Source organism: Peribacillus sp. NPDC006672 (assembly GCF_050274955.1).
Classification (GTDB): Bacteria; Bacillota; Bacilli; order Bacillales; family DSM-1321; genus Peribacillus.
In genome coordinates this window covers 86252-111390 of the sequence record NZ_JBNNOR010000008.1, presented here as the reverse complement: position 1 = coordinate 111390, position 25139 = coordinate 86252, and the positions used below count along the sequence as shown (strand labels likewise).

Annotated in this window: 24 protein-coding genes; all 24 read right to left on the bottom strand. The window is 40.4% G+C overall.

The features are described 5' to 3' along the window. Window positions 1-27: 27 nt before the first annotated feature. The 24 genes from flgF to ACQKKK_RS14620 all read right to left on the bottom strand — a co-directional run bounded on the left by flgF (window position 28) and on the right by ACQKKK_RS14620 (window position 25126). On the bottom strand, window positions 28-1293 hold the full coding sequence (flgF, locus tag ACQKKK_RS14735; RefSeq protein WP_427616862.1) for a flagellar basal-body rod protein FlgF: 1266 nt from the start codon (window positions 1291-1293) through the stop codon (window positions 28-30). 75 nt (window positions 1294-1368) lie between these two features. Continuing rightward, window positions 1369-1620 (bottom strand): TIGR02530 family flagellar biosynthesis protein, encoded by a 252-nt coding sequence (locus ACQKKK_RS14730; RefSeq protein ID WP_427616861.1) that lies wholly within the window; start codon window positions 1618-1620, stop codon window positions 1369-1371. A gap of 142 nt (window positions 1621-1762) precedes the next feature. Then, the gene (gene flgD, locus ACQKKK_RS14725) at window positions 1763-2398 is read right to left on the bottom strand and encodes a flagellar hook assembly protein FlgD (protein ID WP_427616860.1); all 636 of its coding nucleotides are present in this window, start codon (window positions 2396-2398) and stop codon (window positions 1763-1765) included. Window positions 2399-2406: 8 nt separating this feature from the next. Then, window positions 2407-3720, bottom strand: a complete 1314-nt coding sequence (locus ACQKKK_RS14720; RefSeq protein WP_427616859.1) for a flagellar hook-length control protein FliK — start codon at window positions 3718-3720, stop codon at window positions 2407-2409. A gap of 28 nt (window positions 3721-3748) precedes the next feature. Continuing rightward, window positions 3749-4366, bottom strand: a complete 618-nt coding sequence (locus ACQKKK_RS14715) for a MotE family protein (protein ID WP_427616858.1) — start codon at window positions 4364-4366, stop codon at window positions 3749-3751. Window positions 4367-4370: 4 nt separating this feature from the next. Next, on the bottom strand, window positions 4371-4817 hold the full coding sequence (fliJ, locus tag ACQKKK_RS14710) for a flagellar export protein FliJ (protein ID WP_427616857.1): 447 nt from the start codon (window positions 4815-4817) through the stop codon (window positions 4371-4373). 2 nt (window positions 4818-4819) lie between these two features. Next, window positions 4820-6139, bottom strand: a complete 1320-nt coding sequence (fliI, locus tag ACQKKK_RS14705) for a flagellar protein export ATPase FliI (protein WP_427616856.1) — start codon at window positions 6137-6139, stop codon at window positions 4820-4822. Then, complete coding sequence (fliH, locus tag ACQKKK_RS14700) at window positions 6129-6908, bottom strand: flagellar assembly protein FliH (protein WP_427616855.1); 780 nt, start codon at window positions 6906-6908, stop codon at window positions 6129-6131. The genes fliI and fliH overlap by 11 nt, the downstream gene beginning before the upstream one ends. Then, window positions 6901-7920: a flagellar motor switch protein FliG gene (gene fliG, locus ACQKKK_RS14695; RefSeq protein ID WP_427616854.1), complete on the bottom strand. Its 1020-nt coding sequence runs from the start codon at window positions 7918-7920 to the stop codon at window positions 6901-6903. Before fliG ends, fliH begins: the two co-directional genes overlap by 8 nt. A 13-nt stretch (window positions 7921-7933) precedes the next feature. Further along, window positions 7934-9529, bottom strand: a complete 1596-nt coding sequence (gene fliF / locus ACQKKK_RS14690; RefSeq protein WP_427616853.1) for a flagellar basal-body MS-ring/collar protein FliF — start codon at window positions 9527-9529, stop codon at window positions 7934-7936. A 95-nt stretch (window positions 9530-9624) separates the two neighbouring features. Continuing rightward, complete coding sequence (gene fliE, locus ACQKKK_RS14685; protein ID WP_427616852.1) at window positions 9625-9933, bottom strand: flagellar hook-basal body complex protein FliE; 309 nt, start codon at window positions 9931-9933, stop codon at window positions 9625-9627. Between the two features lie 23 nt (window positions 9934-9956). Continuing rightward, window positions 9957-10415, bottom strand: coding sequence for a flagellar basal body rod protein FlgC (gene flgC / locus ACQKKK_RS14680; protein WP_427616851.1), 459 nt, complete (start codon window positions 10413-10415; stop codon window positions 9957-9959). Further along, a complete protein-coding gene (flgB, locus tag ACQKKK_RS14675) occupies window positions 10415-10810 on the bottom strand; it encodes a flagellar basal body rod protein FlgB (protein WP_427616850.1) in 396 nt (131 codons plus the stop codon). The genes flgC and flgB overlap by 1 nt, the downstream gene beginning before the upstream one ends. A gap of 679 nt (window positions 10811-11489) precedes the next feature. After that, window positions 11490-12269: a GTP-sensing pleiotropic transcriptional regulator CodY gene (codY, locus tag ACQKKK_RS14670; protein WP_427616849.1), complete on the bottom strand. Its 780-nt coding sequence runs from the start codon at window positions 12267-12269 to the stop codon at window positions 11490-11492. Between the two features lie 100 nt (window positions 12270-12369). Continuing rightward, on the bottom strand, window positions 12370-13779 hold the full coding sequence (hslU, locus tag ACQKKK_RS14665) for an HslU--HslV peptidase ATPase subunit (RefSeq protein WP_427616848.1): 1410 nt from the start codon (window positions 13777-13779) through the stop codon (window positions 12370-12372). A gap of 12 nt (window positions 13780-13791) precedes the next feature. Further along, window positions 13792-14319 carry an HslVU peptidase proteolytic subunit gene (gene hslV / locus ACQKKK_RS14660; RefSeq protein ID WP_054396900.1) on the bottom strand — a complete coding sequence of 176 codons (528 nt, stop codon included), beginning with the start codon at window positions 14317-14319 and terminating at the stop codon, window positions 13792-13794. A 20-nt stretch (window positions 14320-14339) separates the two neighbouring features. Then, window positions 14340-15242, bottom strand: a complete 903-nt coding sequence (xerC, locus tag ACQKKK_RS14655; protein ID WP_427616847.1) for a tyrosine recombinase XerC — start codon at window positions 15240-15242, stop codon at window positions 14340-14342. Between the two features lie 59 nt (window positions 15243-15301). Beyond that, window positions 15302-16609 carry an FADH(2)-oxidizing methylenetetrahydrofolate--tRNA-(uracil(54)-C(5))-methyltransferase TrmFO gene (trmFO, locus tag ACQKKK_RS14650; protein ID WP_289317168.1) on the bottom strand — a complete coding sequence of 436 codons (1308 nt, stop codon included), beginning with the start codon at window positions 16607-16609 and terminating at the stop codon, window positions 15302-15304. A 414-nt stretch (window positions 16610-17023) separates the two neighbouring features. After that, on the bottom strand, window positions 17024-19099 hold the full coding sequence (gene topA, locus ACQKKK_RS14645) for a type I DNA topoisomerase (RefSeq protein WP_427616846.1): 2076 nt from the start codon (window positions 19097-19099) through the stop codon (window positions 17024-17026). Window positions 19100-19364: 265 nt separating this feature from the next. Further along, the gene (gene dprA, locus ACQKKK_RS14640) at window positions 19365-20231 is read right to left on the bottom strand and encodes a DNA-processing protein DprA (RefSeq protein ID WP_427616845.1); all 867 of its coding nucleotides are present in this window, start codon (window positions 20229-20231) and stop codon (window positions 19365-19367) included. 131 nt (window positions 20232-20362) lie between these two features. Continuing rightward, the gene (gene sucD / locus ACQKKK_RS14635) at window positions 20363-21265 is read right to left on the bottom strand and encodes a succinate--CoA ligase subunit alpha (protein WP_061462396.1); all 903 of its coding nucleotides are present in this window, start codon (window positions 21263-21265) and stop codon (window positions 20363-20365) included. A gap of 19 nt (window positions 21266-21284) precedes the next feature. Beyond that, window positions 21285-22445, bottom strand: a complete 1161-nt coding sequence (sucC, locus tag ACQKKK_RS14630; RefSeq protein WP_427616844.1) for an ADP-forming succinate--CoA ligase subunit beta — start codon at window positions 22443-22445, stop codon at window positions 21285-21287. Window positions 22446-22934: 489 nt separating this feature from the next. After that, the gene (locus ACQKKK_RS14625) at window positions 22935-23207 is read right to left on the bottom strand and encodes an EscU/YscU/HrcU family type III secretion system export apparatus switch protein (protein ID WP_061462394.1); all 273 of its coding nucleotides are present in this window, start codon (window positions 23205-23207) and stop codon (window positions 22935-22937) included. Further along, window positions 23204-25126 carry a hypothetical protein gene (locus tag ACQKKK_RS14620; protein ID WP_427616843.1) on the bottom strand — a complete coding sequence of 641 codons (1923 nt, stop codon included), beginning with the start codon at window positions 25124-25126 and terminating at the stop codon, window positions 23204-23206. Before ACQKKK_RS14620 ends, ACQKKK_RS14625 begins: the two co-directional genes overlap by 4 nt. Window positions 25127-25139: the final 13 nt, after the last annotated feature.

Here is a 25139-nt window from a genome sequence, read left to right as displayed (position 1 = left end):
TAAGCACCTGGCTCCTCCCCCCTTAACCTATCGTTTTAAGTTAACCAATTCTTGTAAAATTTCATCCGATGTCGTGATGATCCGGGAATTCGACTGGAAACCACGTTGCGCAACGATCATTTCAGTAAACTCTTCCGATAAATCTACATTGGACATTTCCAAGGAACCTGATGCAATCAACCCCCGGCCCTCACCTGCGGTATTGATGTTTGCAGTACCTGAGTTGATTGATTCCTGAAAAGTATTACCACCTGTTTTCGTCAAGCCTGATGGATTAGAAAACTTGGCAACGGCCAGTTGGCCTAATGTTGTGATCATACCGTTGGAATAAACGCCATTTATTTCCCCTGATGCACCAATATTAAAGCTTTCCAGTTTCCCTTCTTTATTACCATTTGGATTGACAAGAGCAGTCGTAGCACCTTTAGATTGATTAAGTTTCGAGAAATCAAAATCCAATTTGATTTTTTGAACGCTTTCATCAGCATCCGTATCCGGGTCATTCTCTTTGCCACTTGAAATGTTAATGGTTAGACCTTCCTTAGTTTTATCAGCTTCCACTATCTGACCATTAGCATCGAAATTAACAGAAGTGAACGGTTTTGGTTTAGTAGCTGAAGTATCCTCTAAATCAGCAGGTTCTTCATCAAAAACACCCCATTTACCATCACTATTTTTTTGGAAATAGATAGTTGCCGTTTGTTCTTTACCCTTTGCATCCACGACTTTTATTTGCTGACTAAATACGGTACCATCAATTGCGTCAGCAGATAGATTTTCACCTACTGATATTTTAGTAGTTGTTACACCAGGTAATATTGCATTGACGTTAACCGCAACGTCACCGAGAATATTTGATCGTTTTCCGTTTTCATCAACCTTGTAAGCTTGTACCTTCAACCCATTCGAGTTGACAAGCGTACCATTAGCATCTAGATAAAAGTTTCCTGCACGTGTATACGAAACTGCATCGCCTTGTTTGACAATGAAATAGCCATCCCCAGATATCCCCAAGTCAAGATCGCGGCCGGTCGTTTGCAAGCTTGACTGTGTATGGATGGTATCGATTGTAGCAATCGTGGAACCCAACCCAATTTGTTTAGAATTGGTTCCGCCTCTATTGGCTGTTGCTGCACTTGCCCCAGATACCGTTTGATTCATGGCATCGCTGAATGTTACACGGCTTTTTTTGAAACCATAAGTATTTACATTGGCGACGTTATTACCGATAACATCCAATTTTGTTTGTAAGTTTTTTAACCCGCTTATTCCCGAATACATTGAACGAAGCATGTAAAAGCTCCCCTTTCATATAGCGACTGCTTCTGTCATTCCACAGTCTAGGCTTCCTATTCTAGGTCCAGCCTATTAATCCAAAATTATAGTTCCATTGATGTTCGTAAAAATTCGAGATGATGCTTCATCCCTGTCCATGACTGTGATGACTTTGTTTTTTTTCGTGCTTACTATGAGTGCCGCATTTTCTGTAAGGATAAGAGATTCGGTCACGCCCATCTTTTTGGCTTCATTAGCTTTATCGGTTATTTTTTCCCAGGTTTGTGGTGGTATTTCTATATTTCTTTCATTTATCCGCATTTGAGCATGTTTACTAATGGTCAATTTTTCATTAGTGGAAACAGCTAATTGAAATGCTGTTGGAAACCTTGTTGGATCATCTGCCCTTGCCTTAACGGCAATTTTGTTTGTGCCATCATCTGAGCGGAATTTGCTTGAAAACCAAGTTTATTCATATTCCCGCCCATTAAGCTTCAGCGATTTTAATCAATTGCTCTGATGATAGCCTGTTGTTGCTTTCATCATCCACTTCAATTTGCAGCTTGCCATTATTCATGGACACAGCGATAACGACAGCCGATGCCTCTCCATTTTTTTCATCCATCCAGGAAACACGTTTGCCAATTAATTCACTTGCCGCCGTTAAGCTATTTGCCGAGGAACTTGTTTGTTTCATTTCTGAAATATTGGCGGGTACAAGCTTCGTGCCATCTTCTAAAATGAAATAAACACCATCACCTTTATATTGGATCGACTTCACGATGCCTGTTCCTTCTTCTACCGCAAGATCATCATCACCATCACCTAATTTATGCCAAGTGACTTCCTTACCGACAAAAGAGTTAAAGTTCATGATACTATTTTGTTGATTGATATCGATTATTTCTTCCAATTGGGCTCCCATATTCATCATTTGTTCCAGAGTAGAAAAAGTGGCCATTTGGGCGATGAATTCCGTGTTGTCCATCGGATTTGACGGATCCTGGTTTTGAAGCTGGGTAAGCAACAATTTCAAGAAATCATCCTTTCCTAATGCATCCCCGTTTTTTCTGTTTTCAGTTTGATATTTTGATAATAATAGTGACGTATCAATGGTCGTCATTTTAACACCTACACTTCCAGATTTAACAACGCTTCGGCAAGGGATCCCGTAAACTCACTATCCGTCTCATCATTGCTTTCTTCCTTACTCTCTTGTTGTTTATTTTGTTCATCCGCATCTTTCTGGCTGAATTTCTCGGGGTTAAAAGCATTGAAGGCCTGTGATATTTCTATTTTTTCAATTTGAATGTTCTGACCGCTAAAGGCTTGTTTTAAGCCATGAATCTGTTTCTCCAGCATATCTTTGGCCTGAGCAGTAGTAGCCATAATCTTGGCTGAAAGCAAACCATCCTTTTGAATCAACTCGATTCTAAGTGACCCTAGATGTTCGGGATTCAATCTGATCAAAAGTTTATTTACACCGTTGGTTCCGCTAAAATTAGCCTTACTCAAAATATTTTCAAATTGTTTAACAAACTCTTCTTGACTGACAGTTTGCTCACCTTTGGAAGCTGTCAAGACGAATTGCTCCAACTTTGTCATGAGCAAAGGCAAACCAGGACCTTGATGGTTACCGCTATCAGCATTTTGCAAAGTCACACCGCTGCTGCTTGTCCTGCCTTTACTTACCTTGTCACTCCCAGCTAATTGCAAGAATGCGCTTTTCAATGTTTCTATTGTTTTATTTTGCCCATTTTCCAAAATGTTGGATTGACGATGTTCTGATTTTGATTCTGACTGATTGGAAAGCATTTTCTCCAGTTTCCCCGTTATCCCTTCAAGCAGGTTTTTCATTTGTTTCTGTATGGCCGCTTCATCTTGTGTCATATCCTTACTCTCCGAGAGAAGATCTTGAATCTTAGCCAGTTTCAAAAGATTCACCACACCAGATAATGGGAGCTCATGCCATTCTTCTTCACTCAATTCAGTAACTTTTTTTAGGATTGTATATAGTTCCATGACATTGGCAGATAACAAACTTTGTGAATTCAGGCTGAAGTCATCCATTTCTTGTTCTACATCCATTTCCTCTATGCTCGCAAAGAAATCCGTAAGGGCACCCTCATCATCTCCGGCTACATTTTTTAGTACCTGTAATAGAAGGGTGCTGAATTCTTCATGGTTGTTTACAGAAATATCTTCAACAACACTCTCTTCCCCAGTATCACTTAACCTTTCAAGTTTCAAAAAACCAAGCAAGTCCTTTATAACAGACAATCGTTCTTCGGTGATGTCGCCTAAATCCGATGGAGCGGGAAGTTCTGCCACTAAGGCGGATTGAAGGACCGAACCAAACCCGGAATTGGTTTGCTGATTTTGCTTAATTGGTGCCTTTTGACTTAATGATGCCAAGGGGAGTAAAGAATTAATGGCTGAATTCATATATTATTCACCTCCTTAATCTTTCCTCTTAAGGACTTTGTTCAGTTAGTTTCTTCGTTAACCTTGCAGCATCAGCCGTTGTCATTTGCTCCAATACCTTAGCTAAAGTGGCTGCTTTCATACTTGAGAGAATCTCCACTGCGTCTTCATCATTCATTTCAGTAATGATAGGTGCAGACTTCTTAGGAGCCATGGTTTCATAAGTGCGGATTATATTTTTGAACGCCTGTTTACTACCATTCTGACTACCCTTAAGTTGATTCATTTCAGTTTGAAGCTGCTGTTTTTCCGCTCCTGCCTTTTTAATGGCCTTGTCACGTGTATCAATGATGCCCTCAAGCTTGCCTATCTCTTTTTCCTTGTTTTCAATCTCAGCTTCTAATTTTTCGAGCTTCATCGAAACTTTCTCATTTTCCTTGGCTGAATTACCGTTCTCTTCATCCTTATGACCCGATTCAATGAAGGGTATCTTCCCAGACATTCCCTTGGCCTTTTCCACAACATTGACACCTGCAACTGTAAAAACGATCAACGCTACAGTTACCGCAAAGATTAAAGAAATGAAGATGACAAGGAACCATTGGAACTTACTTATCTGGCTTTTTTCCAATTCTTCCAATCCATTAGATTCACTTTTTTTACGCATTCTATCACCTAACGCCTTTGCTTAAGAATTGCCGGATAGAAATTTCATCCATTTGTTTATTCTCGGCTTCCTTTATGACATCAAGGAATTTAAGAAAATCATTTTCTTTCATTTTCTCGTACTTTTTAACCTCAATATTTCTATCCATTAATATATCCCGTTGAACATTCATCTTGTATCGCGCTTCAATGACTTCCTGTTGACAATGGCTTAAGAGTTTTTCCAAGTTGTCCATAAATAACTGATGATGGCGAATTTCCTGAACGGATAATCCATTTCGCAGCTTTTCCTGTTGAAACTCAAGCAACTCTTCTTTTTTCTTTAAAAGCCTATATAACTTTTCTGCCACTTCTTCAAATTTTTTTAGCGCAGTATTATATTTAGCTAATGCATCGTTTTTTTCTTTTTCCTTAATGGTCAGGATCTTCTCGAATTTATATTGATAAATCATAACTAATCACCTTTCCCCATCAATTCGACAAGGGCGTTAATACTATTATCTTTTGGAGCTTTTTCATGGGTGCCTTGCTTTAAAAATGAAATGATCTCAGGATAGCGTGTAATGGAGTTATCAATTTGTTTGGAAGAGCCCTTCTTATACGCTCCTATATTAATCAAATCTTCAGACTCCATATAGGTTGATAAACTTGCCCTTAATTTTTCTGCGGAATTTTTATGTATGTCCCCAACAATATTGTTCATGACACGACTTATACTCTTCAAGACATTGAGCGCTGGAAACTGTCCTTTATTGGCTAAGTTACGGTCTAGTATGAAGTGACCATCCAATATTCCCCTAACAGCATCAGCAATCGGCTCATTCATATCATCACCGTCGACGAGAACCGTATAAAACGCTGTAATGGTACCCAGCTGATTTGTTCCCGTTCTTTCGAGTAATCTTGGAAGGATGGCAAAAACGGAGGGCGTATAACCTTTGGTCGTGGGCGGTTCTCCGATAGCAAGCCCAATTTCCCTCTGGGCCATCGCGACCCTCGTGACCGAATCCATCATCAGCATCACATTCAATCCCTTATCACGAAAATATTCGGCGATAGCAGTTGCCGTTAAAGCGCCTTTTATCCTCATCAACGCTGGCTGATCAGATGTCGCCACAACAACGATTGATCGTGCCAGCCCTTCTGGTCCAAGATCTTTCTCAATGAATTCACGAACTTCACGGCCACGTTCTCCAACAAGACCGATTACGTTCAAGTCAGCCGTCGTATTCCTTGCTACCATGCCAAGCAACGTACTTTTCCCAACACCGCTCCCAGCAAAGATACCAACACGTTGACCTTTTCCAACTGTTAATAAACTATCAATCGCACGTACTCCTACATCTATCGGCTCATTAATGGGAGGGCGTTTCATCGGATTTGGCGGATCTTGATCCACTGGAACGGTAGCTAAACCCTTTGGAAGCAATGAATCATCAATGGGATGTCCCAATGGGTCGACTACCTTGCCAATGAGCCCTCCTCCCACCTTTATCTCAAGGCTCCGTCCGCTTCCTTCCACGATACATCCCGGTGCTATATCACTAACAGCTGTAAATGGCATTAAAATAACCATTTCATCACGGAAACCGACAACTTCGGCTAATATTCGGTTTTTCTTTTTTTGTATACCTGTATAGATATAACAAACGTCGCCAACTGAGCTTTCAGGGCCTTGAGATTCTATCATTAACCCTACGACACGTTTGACCCGTCCATAATGTTTGAATGGATCAACTTCATCAACTAAGGGCAATAGGTCTCTAGTTTTCATCTTTACTCCCCTTCCACAGCAACTCAGTTAGTTTCACTTTTATTTCCTGCAGCTGACTGTCGACACTTGCATCTATCCTTCCATTTTCGGATTCGATAATACAGCTGTTTTCTTCAATTTCATCATCTGGAAAGATATACAACTCAGTATCTTTTGGAAATATTGCAATCAACTCTTCCTTATGAGATAGAATCGATTGATATTGGGCCGGGTGGATGTGCAATTGCACTTCACGGTAATCCCTCGCCTCTTTGATGGCTCTCTTGACGATGGATAAAAAAGACTCTTCATCTTTTTCAAGCTGGTGCCCGATAATTTTCTCCGCCACCTTCACGGCAAGATTCAAAATAACGATTTCAGATGATTCGATATGTTGACGATAATCTTTTTTAGAGGACTCCACCACTTCTTTTGCAAAAGCTATTTCCGCTGCAATCTCGTTATAACCCTTTTGGAAGCCATCTTCGACTCCTTGCTGATACCCTTCTTTTTGAGCTTGTTCAATAAACATTACTTTTTCTTGGTTCTCCCAATGTTCTCGGTCTTGCTGGATTTCAGCAGCTATCGCTTGGGCTTTTTGTTTAGCATCCATTAATAACGTTTCGGCTTCCTGTTTAGCATCCCTCAGAAATTCATCAGATTGAAAATGGTGAAGGTTTATCCCCTCATCTGCATTTTCATTTTGAAGAAAGTCAAACGGGCGAACTTTTATCGCTATCTTTTTGCTTTTCTCCTGATGAGCTTGCTGGGATTTTATAATCCTAGACAATGATATCATCCCCTCCGCCGCGGGCAATCACGATGTCCCCAGTTTCTTCCAGACGGCGAATAACAGCAACGATTCTCGATTGTGCTTCTTCTACATCACGCAAACGTACAGGCCCCATATATTCCATTTCTTCCTGGAACGTTTCCACCATACGTTTTGACATGTTTCGGAAAACGATTTCCTTCACTTCATCACTTGCCACTTTAAGAGAAAGTTTAAGGTCTTCGTTATCAGATTCCCTGACTACACGCTGAATCGCTCTGCCATCAAGGGTCACGATATCCTCAAAAACAAACATGCGTTTCTTGATTTCCTCGGCAAGTTCTGGATCTTGAATTTCGAGCGCTTCCAAGATCGTTCGTTCCGTCGAGCGGTCAACACCATTCAACACATCTACAACAGCTTCTACTCCACCAGTCTGTGTATAATCTTGGGTCACGGTCGCGGAAAGTTTCCTTTCGAGTATTTGCTCCACTTCATTGATGATTTCCGGCGACGTGCTATCCATCAAAGCAATCCTTCTTGCAATATCGGCCTGCACCTCTTGCGGAAGTTCAGACAATATTTGTCCAGCCTGTGCAGGATCAAGATAGGATAAGATTAAGGCAATAGTCTGCGGATGCTCGTTCTGGATAAAATTCAAGATTTGTCCAGGATCCGCTTTTCGTGCAAAGTCGAATGGACGAACCTGTAAGGAAGAGGTTAAACGGTTAATGATGGCGGTTGCCTGTTCAGAGCCTAGTGCCTTTTCAAGTACCTGCTTTGCGTATCCTATCCCGCCCTGCGAGATGTAATCCTGTGCTAAAGCAATATTATGGAATTCTTCCAGAATTTCTTCTTTATCATGGGAGTCCACTTTTCTCACCCCCGAAATTTCAAGGGTCAATCTCTCAATTTCCTCTTCAGAAAGATGCTTATATACGGATGCAGAAACATCCGGGCCTAAGGAAATAAGAAGGATGGCAGCTTTTTGTTTGCCAGTCAATCCGGCCTTTTTTTTTCTATCTGTCACTTTCTAAAGCCTCCTAGTCTTCTGCTATCCAGCTTCTTAATAATTTTGCAAATTCATCTGGCTTTTCTTTTGCAAGTTTCTCAAGTTGTTTTCTTTTTAAAGATGCTTCCGTTTCCTTCTCTTTGTTTAAATCAGGAAGGTCGAATGCGACTTCCTCTTCTTCGACCACGTATTCCTCTTCCAATTCAACTTGCTTTCGGGAACGGAAGAATAAGATTAAGAGAATGATAATGGCAAGTAAAAGCACTCCACCAACGATGTATGCCCATATTGGTAACAATGGACGCGTTTCATCCTTTGGCAACGTCATTTTTCCGTTAAACGGTTGAACGGAAATCGCAATTTTATTATTAAGCTCCTCGTCCGTTAGTTCTTCCCCTTCAGCTTTTTTCTCGATTGTCGTGCGTATTATCGTGCCTAGGATTCGTGTAATATCATCCACACTCTGTTGAGTTAAAGAATTCGGATCGTCAGCGGTGGGCGGTTCGACCATGACCTGAATACCTAAATCCTTAACTTTATATGGGCTTTCGACTATTTCCTTCTTGATTCGGTTCACTTCACTATTTATCGTTTCATCCACTTTTTCATAATCACCGGATCCAGTTGTGCCTTCAACATAGCTTGATCCTAATGAATCAGAGGAATCCTCACTTTGCGGAACGCCTCCTGCACCTGCTGCATCCCCACTATACGATTCATTGATCCTTTGCGCAGATATCTCGATTCCAGCCATATTTTCTTCATCGACCGGTTCAACTAAATTCTCTTCTCGGTTTTCTTGAGTGAAATCAATGTCTGTCGTGACAGAAACAACCACTTTGTCTCGCCCCATTATCGTTCCAAGCATATTTTGTACCTGTCTTTGAATATCGCGTTCTATTTCTTTTTTAATTTCATTTTGAGTAGCAAATGCGGACGCGAAAGATGAATTTTCATTTTCAAGGTCAAAGTACTCAAAGTCTTGGTTCATAATGACGATATTATCTGTAGGAAGATTCGGTACACTTTTTGAGACCAGATGATAAAGTGAGTTGATTTGACTTTCTTCAAATTTATAACCATGTTTCGTTTTCAATACAATTGATGCGGACGCTTCCCCAGTCGTATCACTGACAAAAACTCCTTTATCAGGAAGAGTGATCATTACACTGGCATCTTCTACTCCATCAATCTTTTTTATTAAACTGGCCAATTCCGTTTGCATCGAGTCCAGTTTTATGACGTTGAATTCATTTTCAGTCATTCCGATACCAGCACTTTGACTAAAAAAAGAATAGTCGATACTCCCCGAGTCCGGAATTCCTTCCGCTGCCAATTCCACTTTAAGTGAATCCAGGCTTTCTTCAGGAACCTTTATGGTCGTACCATTTTCAGAAACTTCGTTTTTAATCCCTTTACTGTCTAAATTTTCTTTGATGCTCCCTGTCTCCGATGGAGTTAAATTGGAATATAAGGGCACCAGCGTCGTACGCGTCGTTAAAATTGAAACAGCCGTAATGATGATGATAATTAATGCTGCTGATCCAATCATCATGATTTTTTGTTTTTTACTGCGGCTCATCCAGTATGCAGCCACTTTATTTTTAAACACTAGTACTTCATTCATTTAAATCCCCCGGTCAGTCTATGAATTTATGAGTAGGGGATTCGTTTTCCCCCTGATCATTTTTTCTCTATATTAATGAGGTTTAAAAATGAATGCTATATGCTCATTCTCATCATTTCCTGGTAGGCTTCTACAACCTTATTCCGAACCTCTAATGTAGCCTGCATGGTAACGCTGGCTTTTTGTGAAGCTATCATCACCGAATGCAGCTCAACATCATCTCCATTAACCAGTTTGGTTGTAAGGTCATCAGATGCCGTTTGTGTTTCGTTAACTTTATTTATTGATTCTTTTAATACGGACGCAAAATTTTGCTGTGCTTCGTATGGTGTATTAGTCTTGTTCTGATCTTTTTTCAGCACATTACCTGCATTGTTCACTGCCGAAAGAGAAACTCCCTCCATATCAACACTCTCCTCTCAAACTGTTATTTTCCGATTTCCAACGCTTTCATCATCATTCCCTTTGATGCATTTAAAACTGTCACATTTGCTTCATATGAACGTGTTACACTCATTAAATCGACCATTTCCCTAAGCGGGTCGACATTCGGCATTTCAACATAACCATCTTCATTGGCATCTGGGTGTTCCGGATTATAATCCAGTTCAAAGGGTGTTCTGTCTTTTACTATTCCAGTCACCTTTACTCCATTCCCGACCCCGTTAGTTTTTCCGGCTGCTGCATTTAAGAAACTTGAAAAACCTTCTTCCTTACTTTGCAGCACAACCGCTTTTCTTGTGTATGGCTTCCATGTTTTCGACTCCGCGTCATATTCCGCCCTGGTCGTATCGGCATTAGCCATATTCGCAGAGATTACATCCATCCTTAACCTTTGACTGGTCAAGCTAGATCCAGTCATGTTCATACTTTGGAAGATTCCCATCACTTACCTCCTCTAATTACATTTTCCAATGATTGAAACTTTCCTGAAAGCCTCTCAGAGACTGCATTATAATAAATCTGATTTGCAGCAAGATCCGTCATTTCCTTATCAACGTCCACACTATTTCCGTTATTGTTATATTGGACATTTTTCTGAAATACGATGGGAGAAGCATGCCCCCCTTCTGATTTGAAGGTATAATGTCTTTCATCTGTCCGATATGACTTTAGGGAAGATCCCAGTTCTGCTTTAAATGATTGTGTTTTGTCGACCTCTTTAGCTTTATAGTTAGGCGTATCCGAATTGGCTATGTTCTGTGAAATGACTTTTTGTTTTGTATTAGAATAATTAAGAGCATTTTCTAGTGATTGAAAAGTATTTGAAAATAGTTCCATATCGATCACCTCTTTCAATATTTAGTAAATAGTTGATTTATCAATAAATTAACCCAATGCATTCATTGTTTAATTTTAAAGAAACATAATAACTATGTCCATAAAAACACAAAGACTTTAGACCTATTACAGTCGAAAAATGTCACAATTTGCTCAAATTTGACGTTTTTCTTAGTATTATTCAATGATTAATATTACGTTATATTACATTTTATCAGGTTATTCTACATTTTAACCAAATTTTACTTGTATTAGCTTATTTAGCATATCGAAAAACGAACCAATATACCTGATACTTTAGAACTAATTTTAGCATTTATTTTCAAGAAATTATTTCCATTTATCTGATTCCACCCTTTAAAACAAAGGATTTATAAAAAAAACAATGGTACATGCACTTTTTCTTTTTCAAAGTGGCAATCCATTCGACAAATTCCTCTTTAATATAAAGAATGGCCGCCCCGTTCTATTATCACTGTTTGTATCATTTCAAAAATTATAATAATATATTTACCCTTTCATAAAAAACCCCACGCATATATTTCCATTTAAGATCTTTAATCCGAATTACCACTTCTTCCTTTCGCTCACCACTATAGCTTGTCAGTCCTAGACACCTTACCATTCAATTTACGCACAAAAAAGGCAGCCCTATTTAAAGGACTGCCTTTTTTGTTTATTAATTATTTTTAAGCTTCTCTAACTCAAGTAGGAATTTATCGTTCAATACTTTTATATAAGTACCTTTCATTCCAAGAGAGCGTGATTCAATTACTCCTGCACTCTCTAGCTTCCTAAGCGCATTGACGATTACGGAACGAGTGATACCTACACGGTCTGCAATTTTTGAGGCTACAAGCAGGCCTTCATTACCTTTAAGCTCTTCAAAAATGTGCTCAATAGCTTCCAATTCACTGTACGATAACGAGGAAATTGCCATTTGAACGACAGCTTTACTACGAGCTTCTTCTTCAATCTCTTCTGATTTTTCACGAAGGATTTCCATACCTACCACTGTCGCGCCATACTCAGCCAAAATTAAATCATCATCGTGAAATTTTTCTTGTAATCGAGCAAGAACCAATGTTCCTAAACGTTCTCCCCCGCCCATAATCGGTACGATCGTTGTTAATCCCGTTGCGAAAAGCTCTTTGTTTTCAACTGGGAAAGCAGTGTATTCGCTTTCGATATCAAGATTGGAAGATGTTTCGGGAATATTGAATAGGTTTTTTGTGTACACTTCTGGGAATTGTTTATCTTCCAACATTTTGTACATGCGTTCATTTTCGATTTGCTGACTTACTGCTATGCCTAGTAACTTCCCGCGGCGGCTGACAACGAAAACATTCGCTTCGATAACTTCACTTAAACTTTCGGCCATTTCCTTAAAGTTAACTGCTTTACCTGCTGCTTTTTGGAGCATTGCATTGATTTTTCTTGTTTTTTCTAATAAGTTCATTTGATTTGTTCCTCCTAAAAATACCATGGTTCACAATAACTATGAAGTTGTATTTCCGTAATTTTATTTTCATTGCAAATTATTACCAATTGTTTCTTGATTAAAGGATAAACTGGCTTAAATCTTTGTTCCGGGCGATAGAACCAAGCTTTCCTTCGACATATTGGGGAGTAATTGTAATCTTCTCCATCGTAATTTCCGGTGCTTCAAACGATAAGTCTTCAAGCAGCCGTTCTAAAATGGTATGAAGTCTTCTTGCACCAATATTGTCTGTGTTTTGATTCACTTCGAAGGCAACTTCAGCTATCTTACGAACAGCATCGTCAGAAAATTCAATTTCTATACCTTCTGTTTCTAACAAAGCAACATATTGTTTTAACAAAGCATTATCCGGTTCATGAAGAATCCGTACAAAGTCGTCTACTGTCAGTTTGTTCAACTCTACACGGATCGGGAATCTACCTTGTAATTCAGGGATAAGGTCGGAAGGTTTAGCAATATGGAAGGCCCCTGCCGCAATGAATAAGACATGATCCGTTTTAACTGAACCATATTTAGTCACGACTGTCGAGCCTTCGACGATTGGCAGAATATCCCTTTGGACACCTTCCCTTGAAACATCCGCTGATGAACTTCCAGACTGCTTACTGGCAATTTTGTCGATTTCGTCAATGAAGATGATCCCATTTTGCTCAGCTCCGTATACTGCCTCAGAAGTGACTTCATCCATATCAATCAATTTTGCCGCTTCTTCATTTGTTAAAACGATTCTTGCTTCACTTACTTTCAATTTGCGCTTCTTGCTTTTTTTCGGCATCAGGCTTCCTAAAGCGTCCTGCATGTTCATCCCCATTTGTTCCATTCCCGAACCTTGGAGCATATCAAACATCGAAGCAGCCTGTTCTTCCACCTCAACCGTAATCATTTCACTTTCCAGCTCACCATTTGCCAGCTTTTCGGCGACGATTTTCCTTTTTTCCTGCAAGCTTAAATCTTCGGAATTATCTTCCGAATCCTGTTCGTCTTGATTGTTATTGCCACCAAAAAAGACTTCAAGAGGATTCTTGAAATTACTCTGTTTTTTTGTTGATGGCACTAATAGCTCTATTAAACGGCGATTTGCATTTTCTTCTGCCCGTTCCTTTACGCTGGCCATCTTTTCTTCCTTCACGAGGCGTACGGAAGTCTCCACCAAATCACGAACCATGGACTCCACATCCCGGCCGACATATCCGACTTCCGTAAATTTTGTTGCTTCAACTTTTATAAAAGGAGCACCTACCAATTTAGCCATTCTCCGAGCTATTTCTGTTTTCCCAACGCCTGTCGGTCCAATCATTAATATGTTCTTCGGAACGACTTCATCACGAAGTTGGTCCGAGAGAAGGGAACGTCGGTAGCGATTCCGAAGAGCCACTGCCACTGCCCGTTTTGCTTCACGCTGCCCTACGATATACTGATCCAGTTTTTCAACGATTTGCCTCGGTGTTAAATTAGCTTTTTTTGACATTTGCGCTCCTCCTTACAACTCTTCCACGATTATATTCGTATTCGTAAATACACAAATTTCCGCTGCAATTTGTAAAGATGATTGAGCGATTTCCTTTGCCGATAAATGGTCACTTGAAAATCGCATTAATGCCCTGCCGGCAGCCAGTGCATAATTCCCTCCAGATCCTATGGCGAGAATCCCGTCATCCGGCTCAATTACTTCCCCGGTACCAGAAACGAGCAGCAAATGGTTCTTATCCATCACAACTAGCATGGCTTCCAGCTTTCTCAGTACATTGTCACTTCTCCATTGCTTTGCCATTTCGACGGCAGCACGCTGAAGATTGCCATTATACTCTTCAAGTTTAGCTTCGAACATCTCAAATAAAGTGAATGCATCTGCAACAGAACCTGCAAATCCTGCAAGGACATTACCCTTAAAGATTTTTCTTACTTTCCTTGCTGTATGCTTCATCACTACTGAATTTCCTAAAGTAACCTGCCCATCACCGGACATGGCACATTCACCTTTATGATGCACTGCAAATATCGTTGTCATAAAGTGTCCCCTTTCAACATTTAAGGCCGCGGATGTGTTGCATTGTAGACTTTTTTTAATTGGTCTTTTGTAACATGCGTATACACTTGCGTTGATGAAATTTTAGAATGACCAAGCAATTCCTGAACCGTGCGAATGTCCGCCCCATTATTCAATAGGTGTGTAGCAAAGGAATGCCTTAGCATATGGGGATGAAGACTTCCATCTGCGGCTGACTTTTTAATCAATTCATTCAATATATAGCGAACTCCCCTAGGTGTCAGAGGGTCTCCACGAAAATTAACAAATAAATAAACATGCGCCTTAGCGTCAGACGAAGTCATTTCCATCCTGGCTGTACGTATGTATATATCTATCGCTTCTTGAGCATATCTACCAACCGGAACGTAGCGATCTTTTTTTCCTTTTCCATGAACCAATACTGTACCTAAGGAAAGATCGATATCCTGCAATTTAATCTCACAACATTCACTTACGCGAATGCCTGTCGCATACAATAATTCCAGTAATGCATTGTTCCTTATTCCTATCGGTGAATCTTTATTTAAAGAAGAAAACAACTGTTTCATTTCCTTCTCATACAGAAAACGTGGCAGTCTTTGATCCTTTTTAGGTAAAGAAACAAGAGAAAAAGGATTATCCTTCACATCACCTTCACGTAATAAAAATTTATAAAAGCTCCGCAAGCAAGAAGTTTTTCTTGCTACAGTGCGCTTAGAAAGTTTTTTCTCATATAAATTCGTTAAAAACAACCGGACATCAAAATATTCAACAGACGTGATATCGACGATACCCTGTTCATTTAGGAACAGGAAAAATTCGTGAATATCACGTTTGTAATTTTCAATGGTGTAATGTGAACTGTTTTTTTCAATTTGTAAATATTCGATGAAGGATGATAATGCCTTTTTTTGATTAATCATGGAAACACCTCGCAAAGGCTAATAAATAGTATCATACTTTAAAACAGCAGGCAAATATTTTACAAATTTTTCACAAAGTTCTGAATTGTGTCCAAAGCGCGTTTAGCATGTGTTTCGTTCCGTTCTTTTTTTGATTTGATTCTCACTTCAAGGTCTGGAAGCAATCCGAAGTTGGCGTTCATCGGCTGAAAGCTCTTTCCATTTGTCGATGTTATATACCTTGCCATGCTACCCATTGTCGTCTCCGCAGGAAAAATGGTAGGCTCCAATCCTTGGACGATCCTTGCAGCATTGATACCGGCAACCAATCCAGATGCTGCTGATTCTACATATCCTTCGACGCCAGTCATCTGACCTGCAAAGAATAAATCGTCCCGATTTTTGAATTGGTACGTAGGCTTCAGAACATTAGGTGAGTTTATGAAAGTGTTGCGATGCATAACTCCATAACGGACAATTTCCGCATTTTCCAATCCAGGTATGAGCTGCAATACTTCTTTTTGCGGCCCCCATTTCAAATGTGTCTGAAAACCAACAATGTTGTAGAGAGTTCCTGCCGCATCATCTTGGCGCAATTGAACTACTGCAAAAGGGCGCTTTCCTGTTTTCGGATCTTCTAATCCGACAGGCTTCAATGGACCAAATAACATCGTTTTCTTCCCACGTGATGCCATCACTTCAATCGGCATGCACCCTTCAAAAAAGATTTCTTTTTCAAATTCTTTAAGTGGGACTGTCTCGGCAGCAATCAACGCTTCATAAAAGCGGTCAAACTCCTCTTCCGTCATCGGACAGTTCAAATAAGCTGCTTCCCCTTTATCATAGCGGGATTTTAAGTATACTTTATCCATGTTGATGCTGTCTTTTTCAAGAATTGGAGCCGCAGCATCATAGAAATACAAGTATTCTTCATCCATGATTTGCTTTAAGCTGTCAGATAGTGACTGACTTGTAAGCGGACCTGTTGCAATGACGGTAGGGCCATCAGGAATTTCCGTCACTTCTTCATTAATGACCGTTACATTTGGATGATTTTTGACCTTTTCCGTCACAAGACCAGCAAATTCATGGCGATCGACAGCTAAAGCACCGCCAGCCGGTACTGCACAAGCATCTGCTGCGGACATGATGACCGAATCCAGTATACGCATTTCTTCTTTTAATACACCAACCGCATTTGTTAACGTATTTGCCCGAAGTGAATTGGAACAAACAAGTTCAGCGAATTTATCGGTATGATGTGCTGGCGTTTGTTTTACCGGGCGCATTTCGTATAGATCGACTTTGATTCCTCTTTTAGCTAACTGCCACGCCGCTTCACTTCCAGCAAGCCCAGCACCGATTACACTTACTTTTGTTTCTTTCATTTTTCGAACCTCCATGTATAGATATGATAAGACAGGAGCATTTATCATTAAAATTGCTTTCATAAGTGTTTCATTTTTAACGATATCTATGTATTTATGCCCAAAATGCCCATTCCTGCTACGATAATTTATAAGCATATGCCGTCAATCCAGCATTCCATCTTTACTAAAAGGGATAACGGACGCAAAGAGGAATTATATCTTTAAAAGAATGCACTTGTCCACTGAATTTTACATCACATCACCTAAATAAAAAAGTTTCAAGCTTTATCCATTTTCTTCAAACAAGTAAATCCACACGTTACCATAATATCATATTTCGCTTAACATAAAGAAACTCGGCAAATGCCGAGTCAATTTATATTTAGAGTTTCTCAATTGTACATAGGGAAGGTAAACGAGTTCACGACTTTTCTATGCTTGAGGAGTTTCTTTGAAGTCACAATCCATGCACTGGACCTGGACTCCTTTTTTGAGTTTTTTCTCAACAAGTGTACCTTCACATTTTGGACAACTCCGCGGTAGCGGCTTATCCCAAGAAATGAAGTCACATCCAGGGTAGGTATCACACCCGTAAAATATACGGCGTTTTTTACTTTTCCTTTCAATGATGTTCCCTTCTTTACATTTCGGGCATTTCACACCTATTTCTTTAACGATTGGTTTTGTGTTACGGCAATCCGGGAAATTACTGCATGCCATGAACTTACCATAACGCCCCATCTTAAAGACCATCTCATGTCCGCATTCTACACAATCTTCACCTGCAGGCTCATCTTTGATTTCAATTTTCTCCATTTCGACTTCGGCTTTAGCCAAATGAACAGCAAATTCTTTATAAAATTCATCGATGACCTTAATCCATTCGATGCTTCCTTCTTCGACGCTATCGAATTCCTGTTCCATCTTGGCAGTGAACTCTGCATCAAGAATATCCGGGAAGAATTCACGTATCAATTCAAGAACGATCTCACCAAGCTCTGTTGGGATGAACCGTTTATTATCCAAGGTAACATAACCACGTTTTTGAATCGTATCCAAGGTAGGAGCATATGTAGAAGGACGGCCTATTCCCAGTTCCTCTAGGGTTTTGACAAGACGTGCTTCTGTATATCTGGGTGGAGGCTGTGTGAAATGCTGCTTAGGCTCTACATCTTTTGAAAAGAATTGATCTCCTTTTTTCACATCAGGGAGAGCATTTTCCTTTTCTTCCACTGAGTCATCGGATCCCTCAACATATACCTTCATGAAGCCCGGAAATTTAATTTTTGAACCATTGGCCCTGAAGATGACATCTCCGTTATGCAGGTCGATGCTCATCGTATCCATGACCGCCGAAGACATTTGACTTGAAACGAATCGCTCCCAAATCAACTTATATAAACGGAATTGATCTCTAGATAAGAACTCCTTGACTACACCCGGTTCACGTAATGTGCTTGTTGGTCTGACCGCTTCATGGGCATCTTGGGCATTAGTCTGTTTTTTCTCTTTCCGCTGCTCAACCTGAACATAATCTTTACCATAACTATTTTGAATGAAGGTATGGGCTTCCTGTTTCGCAACATCGGAAATCCGGGTCGAATCCGTTCTCATATAAGTGATTAACCCGACTGTCCCTTCCTTTCCAAGCTCGATTCCTTCATAAAGCTGCTGAGCAAGCATCATTGTTTTCTTTGCACGGAAATTCAATTTTCGAGCCGCTTCTTGTTGCAGGGAAGAAGTCGTAAAAGGTGCAGCTGGATTACGCCTTCTTTCCTTTTTAGCGACTGCCCCTATCGTAAATTCGCCGCCATTTAAAGAACCGAGTACTTTTTTGACGTCCTCTTCTGTATTTAATTCTTTCCGCTCACCGCCCAGGCTGAAAAAGGAACCTTCAAACTGTTCTTTTCCTTTTACAAAATCCGCCTTGATTGTCCAATACTCTTCCGGGATAAAATCTTTGATTTCTTTCTCCCGGTCAATGATCATCCGTACAGCAACCGATTGGACCCGTCCCGCACTTAAGCCTTTTTTCACTTTTTTCCACAAAAGCGGGCTGATATTGTATCCGACCAAACGATCCAAGATCCTTCTTGCCTGTTGGGCATCAACCAATTTCATATTTATTGGCCTCGGTGATTTAAATGATTCTTTGATAGCCTCTTTCGTGATTTCGTTGAATACCACGCGGCAATCAGAATTAATGTCGACATCGAGACTGTGAGCCAAATGCCAGGCAATGGCTTCCCCTTCTCTGTCGGGGTCAGCCGCGAGATAGATTTTTTTCGCTTTTTTTGCAGCAGTTTTCAATTCTTTTAAAACCGGGCCTTTGCCGCGGATAGTTATATATTTAGGTTCATATTCATGTTCAACATCGACACCCATTTGGCTTTTAGGTAAATCGCGTACATGCCCCATGGAAGCCTTTACTTTATATTTTTTTCCCAAGTAACGTTCTATTGTTTTCGCCTTTGCAGGCGATTCCACAATCACTAAGTATTCTGACATCCAATAAATCCTCCTCAAAGAGGTAATATAAATCTTCACTATTATTAATCATTCAAAAATCATTTGTCAACACCTCTTTACTTTCCAAAGCATGTCATATTATTTATTTAATAGTATTTTGACAAGAGGTGCCATTTGCAAAACTTATAACAGTTTTACAATATTTTCAACCTTTTTGTCTAAAATTTCAACCATTCCTTTAAAAAAACACCTTTTTTTTCTATTTTTCCGTTTAATTCTCCGGCTATCTTCTATATTATATCGTTCAAAATTCTTCCTTAATCTGCTTAGAACTCAAAACAAGTTTGGCACCATCTTGAATCAATTGATTGGTCCCTAGTGATTCCGGACTCGTTACATTGCCAGGAAGCGCAAATACCTCCCTGCCATGTTCCAAAGCGGCTTGTGCCGTAATAAGGGAACCGCTTTTTTCTTTGGCCTCGACCACGAATACTCCCTTTGATAATCCACTAATGATTCGATTCCTAAGCGGAAACATCCAAGGTTCCGCTCTCATTTCCGGTGGAGTCTCAGATAAAAGTAACCCTTTATTGATGATTTCCCCGGCAAGGGAAATATTGGATTTTGGATATATTTGCAAAAGACCTCCTCCTAAAACCCCAATCGTATCTCCTCCTTCCTTCAAAGTGATTTTATGTGCCTCTGCATCGATACCAACCGCCACTCCACTTATGATCACAAATTTTTTCTTTACAAGAGGTAATAGAATCGTTTTTAAGGCCTCCAGTCCATACGAGGTTGGCTTACGTGTTCCAACAACACCTAGCGTGTTCCTCCTCGTTAGAAGCTTCTTATCGCCTTTAAAATAAAGAACCCATGGCGGATCGAATATTTGCTTCAGCAAAAAAGGATAATCATCATCGTAGATGGTCAAACAATGAATTTGGCAATCTTCGTATCGTTTAAGTTTATCGATGGTATTGAGTGAATGTAAATCTTTGAGAAAGAGGGTGAGCTTATTTGAAGGGATAGGGAGCATTTTTACCCATTCCTTGTGATTCATTGTGAAAAGGGAAGATAAGGACGGGTCATTTGACATGATAATTTGGATTGTTTTCCATCCTGCTCCGCGGCAATGATGGAGATGGATTAATTTTTCTGTTTTATTCAATTGGAAGCACCCCTAATCGGATATTTTTAAAGGTAGGTTGATTGTGATGGTCAATGTAATCGAAATGTGTATTCCGAGGAATTTGGAGTGAAATAAAGGCCGACCCAAAAAACAGGTCGGCCAAACTTAAATCAATGAGTTTTACAAGGTTCGTAGATTTCTTTTTCCTTTAGGACGGAGATCAATGTTTCACCCATTACGGATGGAGTCTCAGCAACTTTAATTCCACATTCGTTCATAACGCGGATTTTCTCGTCAGCTGTACCTTTTCCTCCTGAAATAATGGCACCAGCATGTCCCATACGTTTACCAGCTGGAGCTGTACGGCCACCAATGAAACCTACAACTGGCTTAGTCATATTTTCTTTCACCCAGATTGCCGCTTCTTCTTCTGCCGTGCCGCCGATTTCCCCGATCATGATCACCGCATGTGTTTCCGGATCTTCATTGAATGCTTTCAGTACATCAATGAAATCCGTTCCATTAACGGGATCCCCACCGATACCGACAGCCGTAGATTGCCCAATGCCTGCTTGTGATAATTGGTGAACGGCTTCGTACGTTAAAGTTCCAGAACGAGAAACTACACCTACATGGCCTTTTTTGTGGATATATCCTGGCATAATACCAATTTTACATTCTTCCGGACTAATGACGCCCGGGCAGTTTGGTCCGATCAAGCGAGTTTTTTTACCTTCCATGTAGCGCTTCACCTTGACCATATCCAGGACAGGAATATGTTCCGTGATACAAATAACAAGATCAAGTTCTGCGTCAACGGCCTCAAGAATCGCATCTGCAGCAAATGGAGCCGGTACGTAGATAACCGATGCATTCGCTCCGGTTTCAGTGACAGCTTCGGAAACTGTATTGAATACAGGTACCCCTTCCGCTTCTGTTCCGCCTTTACCTGGAGTGACTCCTCCAACTATTTTCGTGCCGTATTCCAACATTTGTTTGGTATGAAATAATGCTGTTGAACCAGTGATTCCCTGAACGATCACTTTCGTATCTTTATTAATATAAACGCTCATTATGTTCCCCCCCTGCCTATTATCCTACAAGTGATACTATTTTTTGTGCTCCATCTGCCATTGATTCAGCAGCCGTAATATTTAAACCTGACTCTTTAAGTATCTTTTTACCAAGGTCCACATTCGTACCTTCAAGACGAACAACAAGAGGGACATCCAGGCCAAGCTCTTTAGCAGCAGCTACGACGCCTGTCGCGATGATGTCACATTTCATGATCCCCCCGAAGATATTAACGAAGATGCCTTTAACATTTTGATCGGATAGGATGATTTTGAAAGCCTCTTTTACTTTTTCCTCAGTAGCGCCGCCACCAACGTCAAGGAAGTTAGCCGGATCTCCCATATAATGTTTAATGATGTCCATCGTTGCCATAGCAAGTCCGGCACCATTAACCATGCATCCGATATTTCCGTCTAGCGATATGTAACTAAGGCCATGTTTTGATGCTTCAATCTCTTTGGCATCCTCTTCATCCAGGTCACGATACTCCGCGATGTCTTTATGGCGGTAAATCGCATTATCATCGAAATTCAATTTAGCATCAAGTGCCATTACATTGCCATCACCCGTTACCACTAATGGGTTGATTTCAGCGATTGAGCAATCTTTTTCAACGAAAGCTGTATATAAGTTAACCATCAGTTTGGAAGCTTTATTTATAAGTGAAGCCGGAATATTGATATTGAATGCAATCCTACGTGCCTGGAAGCCAGTCAGGCCGACAACCGGATCGATTACTTCTTTGAAAATTTTCTCTGGTGTCTTTTCAGCCACTTCCTCAATTTCCGTTCCGCCTTCTTCAGACGCCATCAATACGACACTGTTCGTAGCACGGTCAAGGACCAGCCCGATATAATATTCTTTCGTAATGTCGCAGCCTTCTTCAATAAGTAAACGCTTAACTTCCTTGCCTGAAGGTCCTGTTTGATGGGTCACCAGCGTCTTACCAAGAATCTCTTCTGCATATGTACGTGCTTCATCAAGATTTTTCGCTACCTTAACTCCGCCGGCTTTCCCGCGGCCGCCCGCATGAATTTGAGCTTTGACGACAACAACTTCCGTACCTAACTCCTTCGCTGCTTCCACTGCTTCATCTACAGTAAAGGCAACCCGGCCATTTGGAACGGATACCCCGTATTGTCGCAATATCTCTTTTCCCTGATACTCATGGATATTCATTTCCCATCCTCCTTATCTACTAAAAAACCAACCTTGAAATTTAATGCGTGTTTTCTCTACCATATTACAACAAAATTCTACTTCGTGCATAATTTTCTTTCTCATAATTTTTAAAATATTATTATAATATACTTCCATATCCTTTTGTAAAATGGGAAAAACCTTCTTCACCGTTGTGTTTTTTCTTATTTAAATCATTTATTTTACCTCTGAAATTCTATTGCAAAAAAAGTTATTACAGCTATAAATCTATTAAAAACACTCCCGTGAAAGCCTTTTCACCATATTAACCCAGAGATCATTTCATGAAAAATTACGGTTATCCTTGTCTTGATTCAAAGGAAAAGCAAAAGGACAAAGCCGTGGCTTTGTCCTTTGCAAATAGTTTAGTATTTTTCTAATATAATGAAAATTCGTTGGTGATTTCCCTAATATTCTACATAAACCAACAGAAATCCGTTTGGTGAAATCACAAGGATAATCAGGCTCCTACCGATTCATGTCCTTGTCGACTTTATAAATGAATGCAAATACTTCCGCAACAGCTCCGTACAATTCTTCCGGAATCGTTTGATTTATATCCAATTGACCTAAAAGTGCAGCAAGCGACTCATCCTTTTGAACCGGTATATCCAGCTTCATAGCCCTTTCCAGGATATTTTCAGCCGTTTTACCTTTCCCCTTCGCCAATATGACGGGAGCTTTGGATGTCTTTTGATCATACTTTAAGGCAATCGCTTCTTTTCGCCTATCATTTTTCATATTCGAATATCCACTCCACTATATGAACCGGATTCTATAAAAGGAACGGATTTCAATCCGTGCTCCCTTTCTTTTCCATTCCCCATATTTACAAATGAAACCCCTGACAATCTGTAATCCATTTTTTCCAAATTCTCTCTCAGGAGTTCAAGATATTGATTAGCTGCCTCTTCAAGGACTGCACCATGCCCATTAATGACCGTCACCTTTATGATTCGATTTTGAACCTGCATATCGATGATAATCTCTTTAAGGCGTTCTAATTCTAAATAAAATAGGACACGGCAGTAATCCGGGTCTATCTTGCCATCTTTTGTTTTCCTTCCGCTCCATTGTAAAGTTAGGTCCGTTTGTGTAGAGCCCAGATTGAGTGGAAGTGTAAGGAGCAAATTCTGAACCGGCCCATTTTCCTGTGAAAGTATCTGTTGGGCAGTAATCCGATTTAGGATTTGTTCTGCGATTTCCTTAATAGCTGCCGGAGTTTGCTCATTCAGCAATTTAAGCAGCAGCGGTTTAAGTGTATCCAGATCCTTCGAGAACTCCATTTCATCTCCAGAAAGATTAACGAGTGCATGTTCCAGCTGAAGACCAAGGATCTTCGTCCACTCTTTTAGTTGGTGTGCAACAGATGGACCCATAGTGAAATCGATTGTTTGAAACTCATCTTCAAATACACGGGCAAGGACCAGCTTCTCATTATTCCTAACGTATTGGGCCTCAGGCAGCTGCTTAAGCGACTGAAATAGCAGTTCAGCCGTCTTACCCTTCGACTCAGCTACCTGCTCTCTATCCATATTCAAATAACCTAAAAGGTCATTCACTTCTACTTTTCCGCCTACTGCTTTTTTTCCGGCTGTTGCTTCTGTTTCTGTAAAAGTATTCTCAAGCAAATGAAAGGCAAGAGGGGAAAGTTTTTCTGCAGAAATTTTTTTCTGCATCGATTGGATATCAGTTGGCATTTTTGCCCCTTTATGTTCATAGCCGTTCAATATCCGATTTATATTAATTTCGATTTCGTCAATTTTTCCAAATGCTCCGCTTTTTGCCTCGGAAAGTAAATGTAATCCTCGGTGTAATTTTTCAATCGCTGAATTCTTAGGAATTCCGGACCTCGCCTCAGCTCCATCAATTAACTTTTCCAGAAAGACAGATTCTGTAATTCCCTTTGGGACGAAACCTGTCTTTTGAAGCAGGGAAAATGCGCCGGATTTCATTTCGGGTGTTGAATCCGAATCCAGCCAAATGGTCACTAGTTTTTGCAAACCGAATTGTTGAAGCTGACTCTGTTTAGCCACATGCAAGGAGTCCAATACCTTCATAAGCTTGATAGCCGTCTTCGTTTCCACCCCCCCATCCTGCAGGTGCTGCTTGAGGCCGCTTAGCAATTTGTGGAAAGGTTCGCCTTTGGCCTGTGAAAATAATGCATCAAATACATCTTTTACAAAAGGCAATTGCTGAATGAACATTGTTTTTATCAGAGGCAGACCAACTTCTGCATCATCAGCAGTTTTCAGCCATTGCAAAGCGGACTGAAAAGTTTCCTTGGTTATCGGGAGACGGTTTTTCAGGAGATATTCGGCAAGCTTTGCTGCCGCAGGTTCGGGCGTTATGCCGAGATGAGCGATCAATTGTGCAGCTGTGCCATCTAAGCTGGAACAGCTCAAATTCGGGGAATCTAAAGCTTTTAACACGACCTTCCCCTCATTTTGTGGCTGCATTTGAAACCAATACCTTTCTCCTGCCCGAAGCGGGATATCGAGAGTGGCAATCATTTTTTGATGGCCAATTTGTACCTCGGCCGTTTGGTTAGGAAAAACCTTATTCACTTTCCCGAAAAGGATTTGACCGTTTTTCAAACTCGCAGTTCCTTGTATTTCAATTGGTGAAGATACGGGTTGACCGCTTGTTATGGATTGCATCACTCATCCTCCC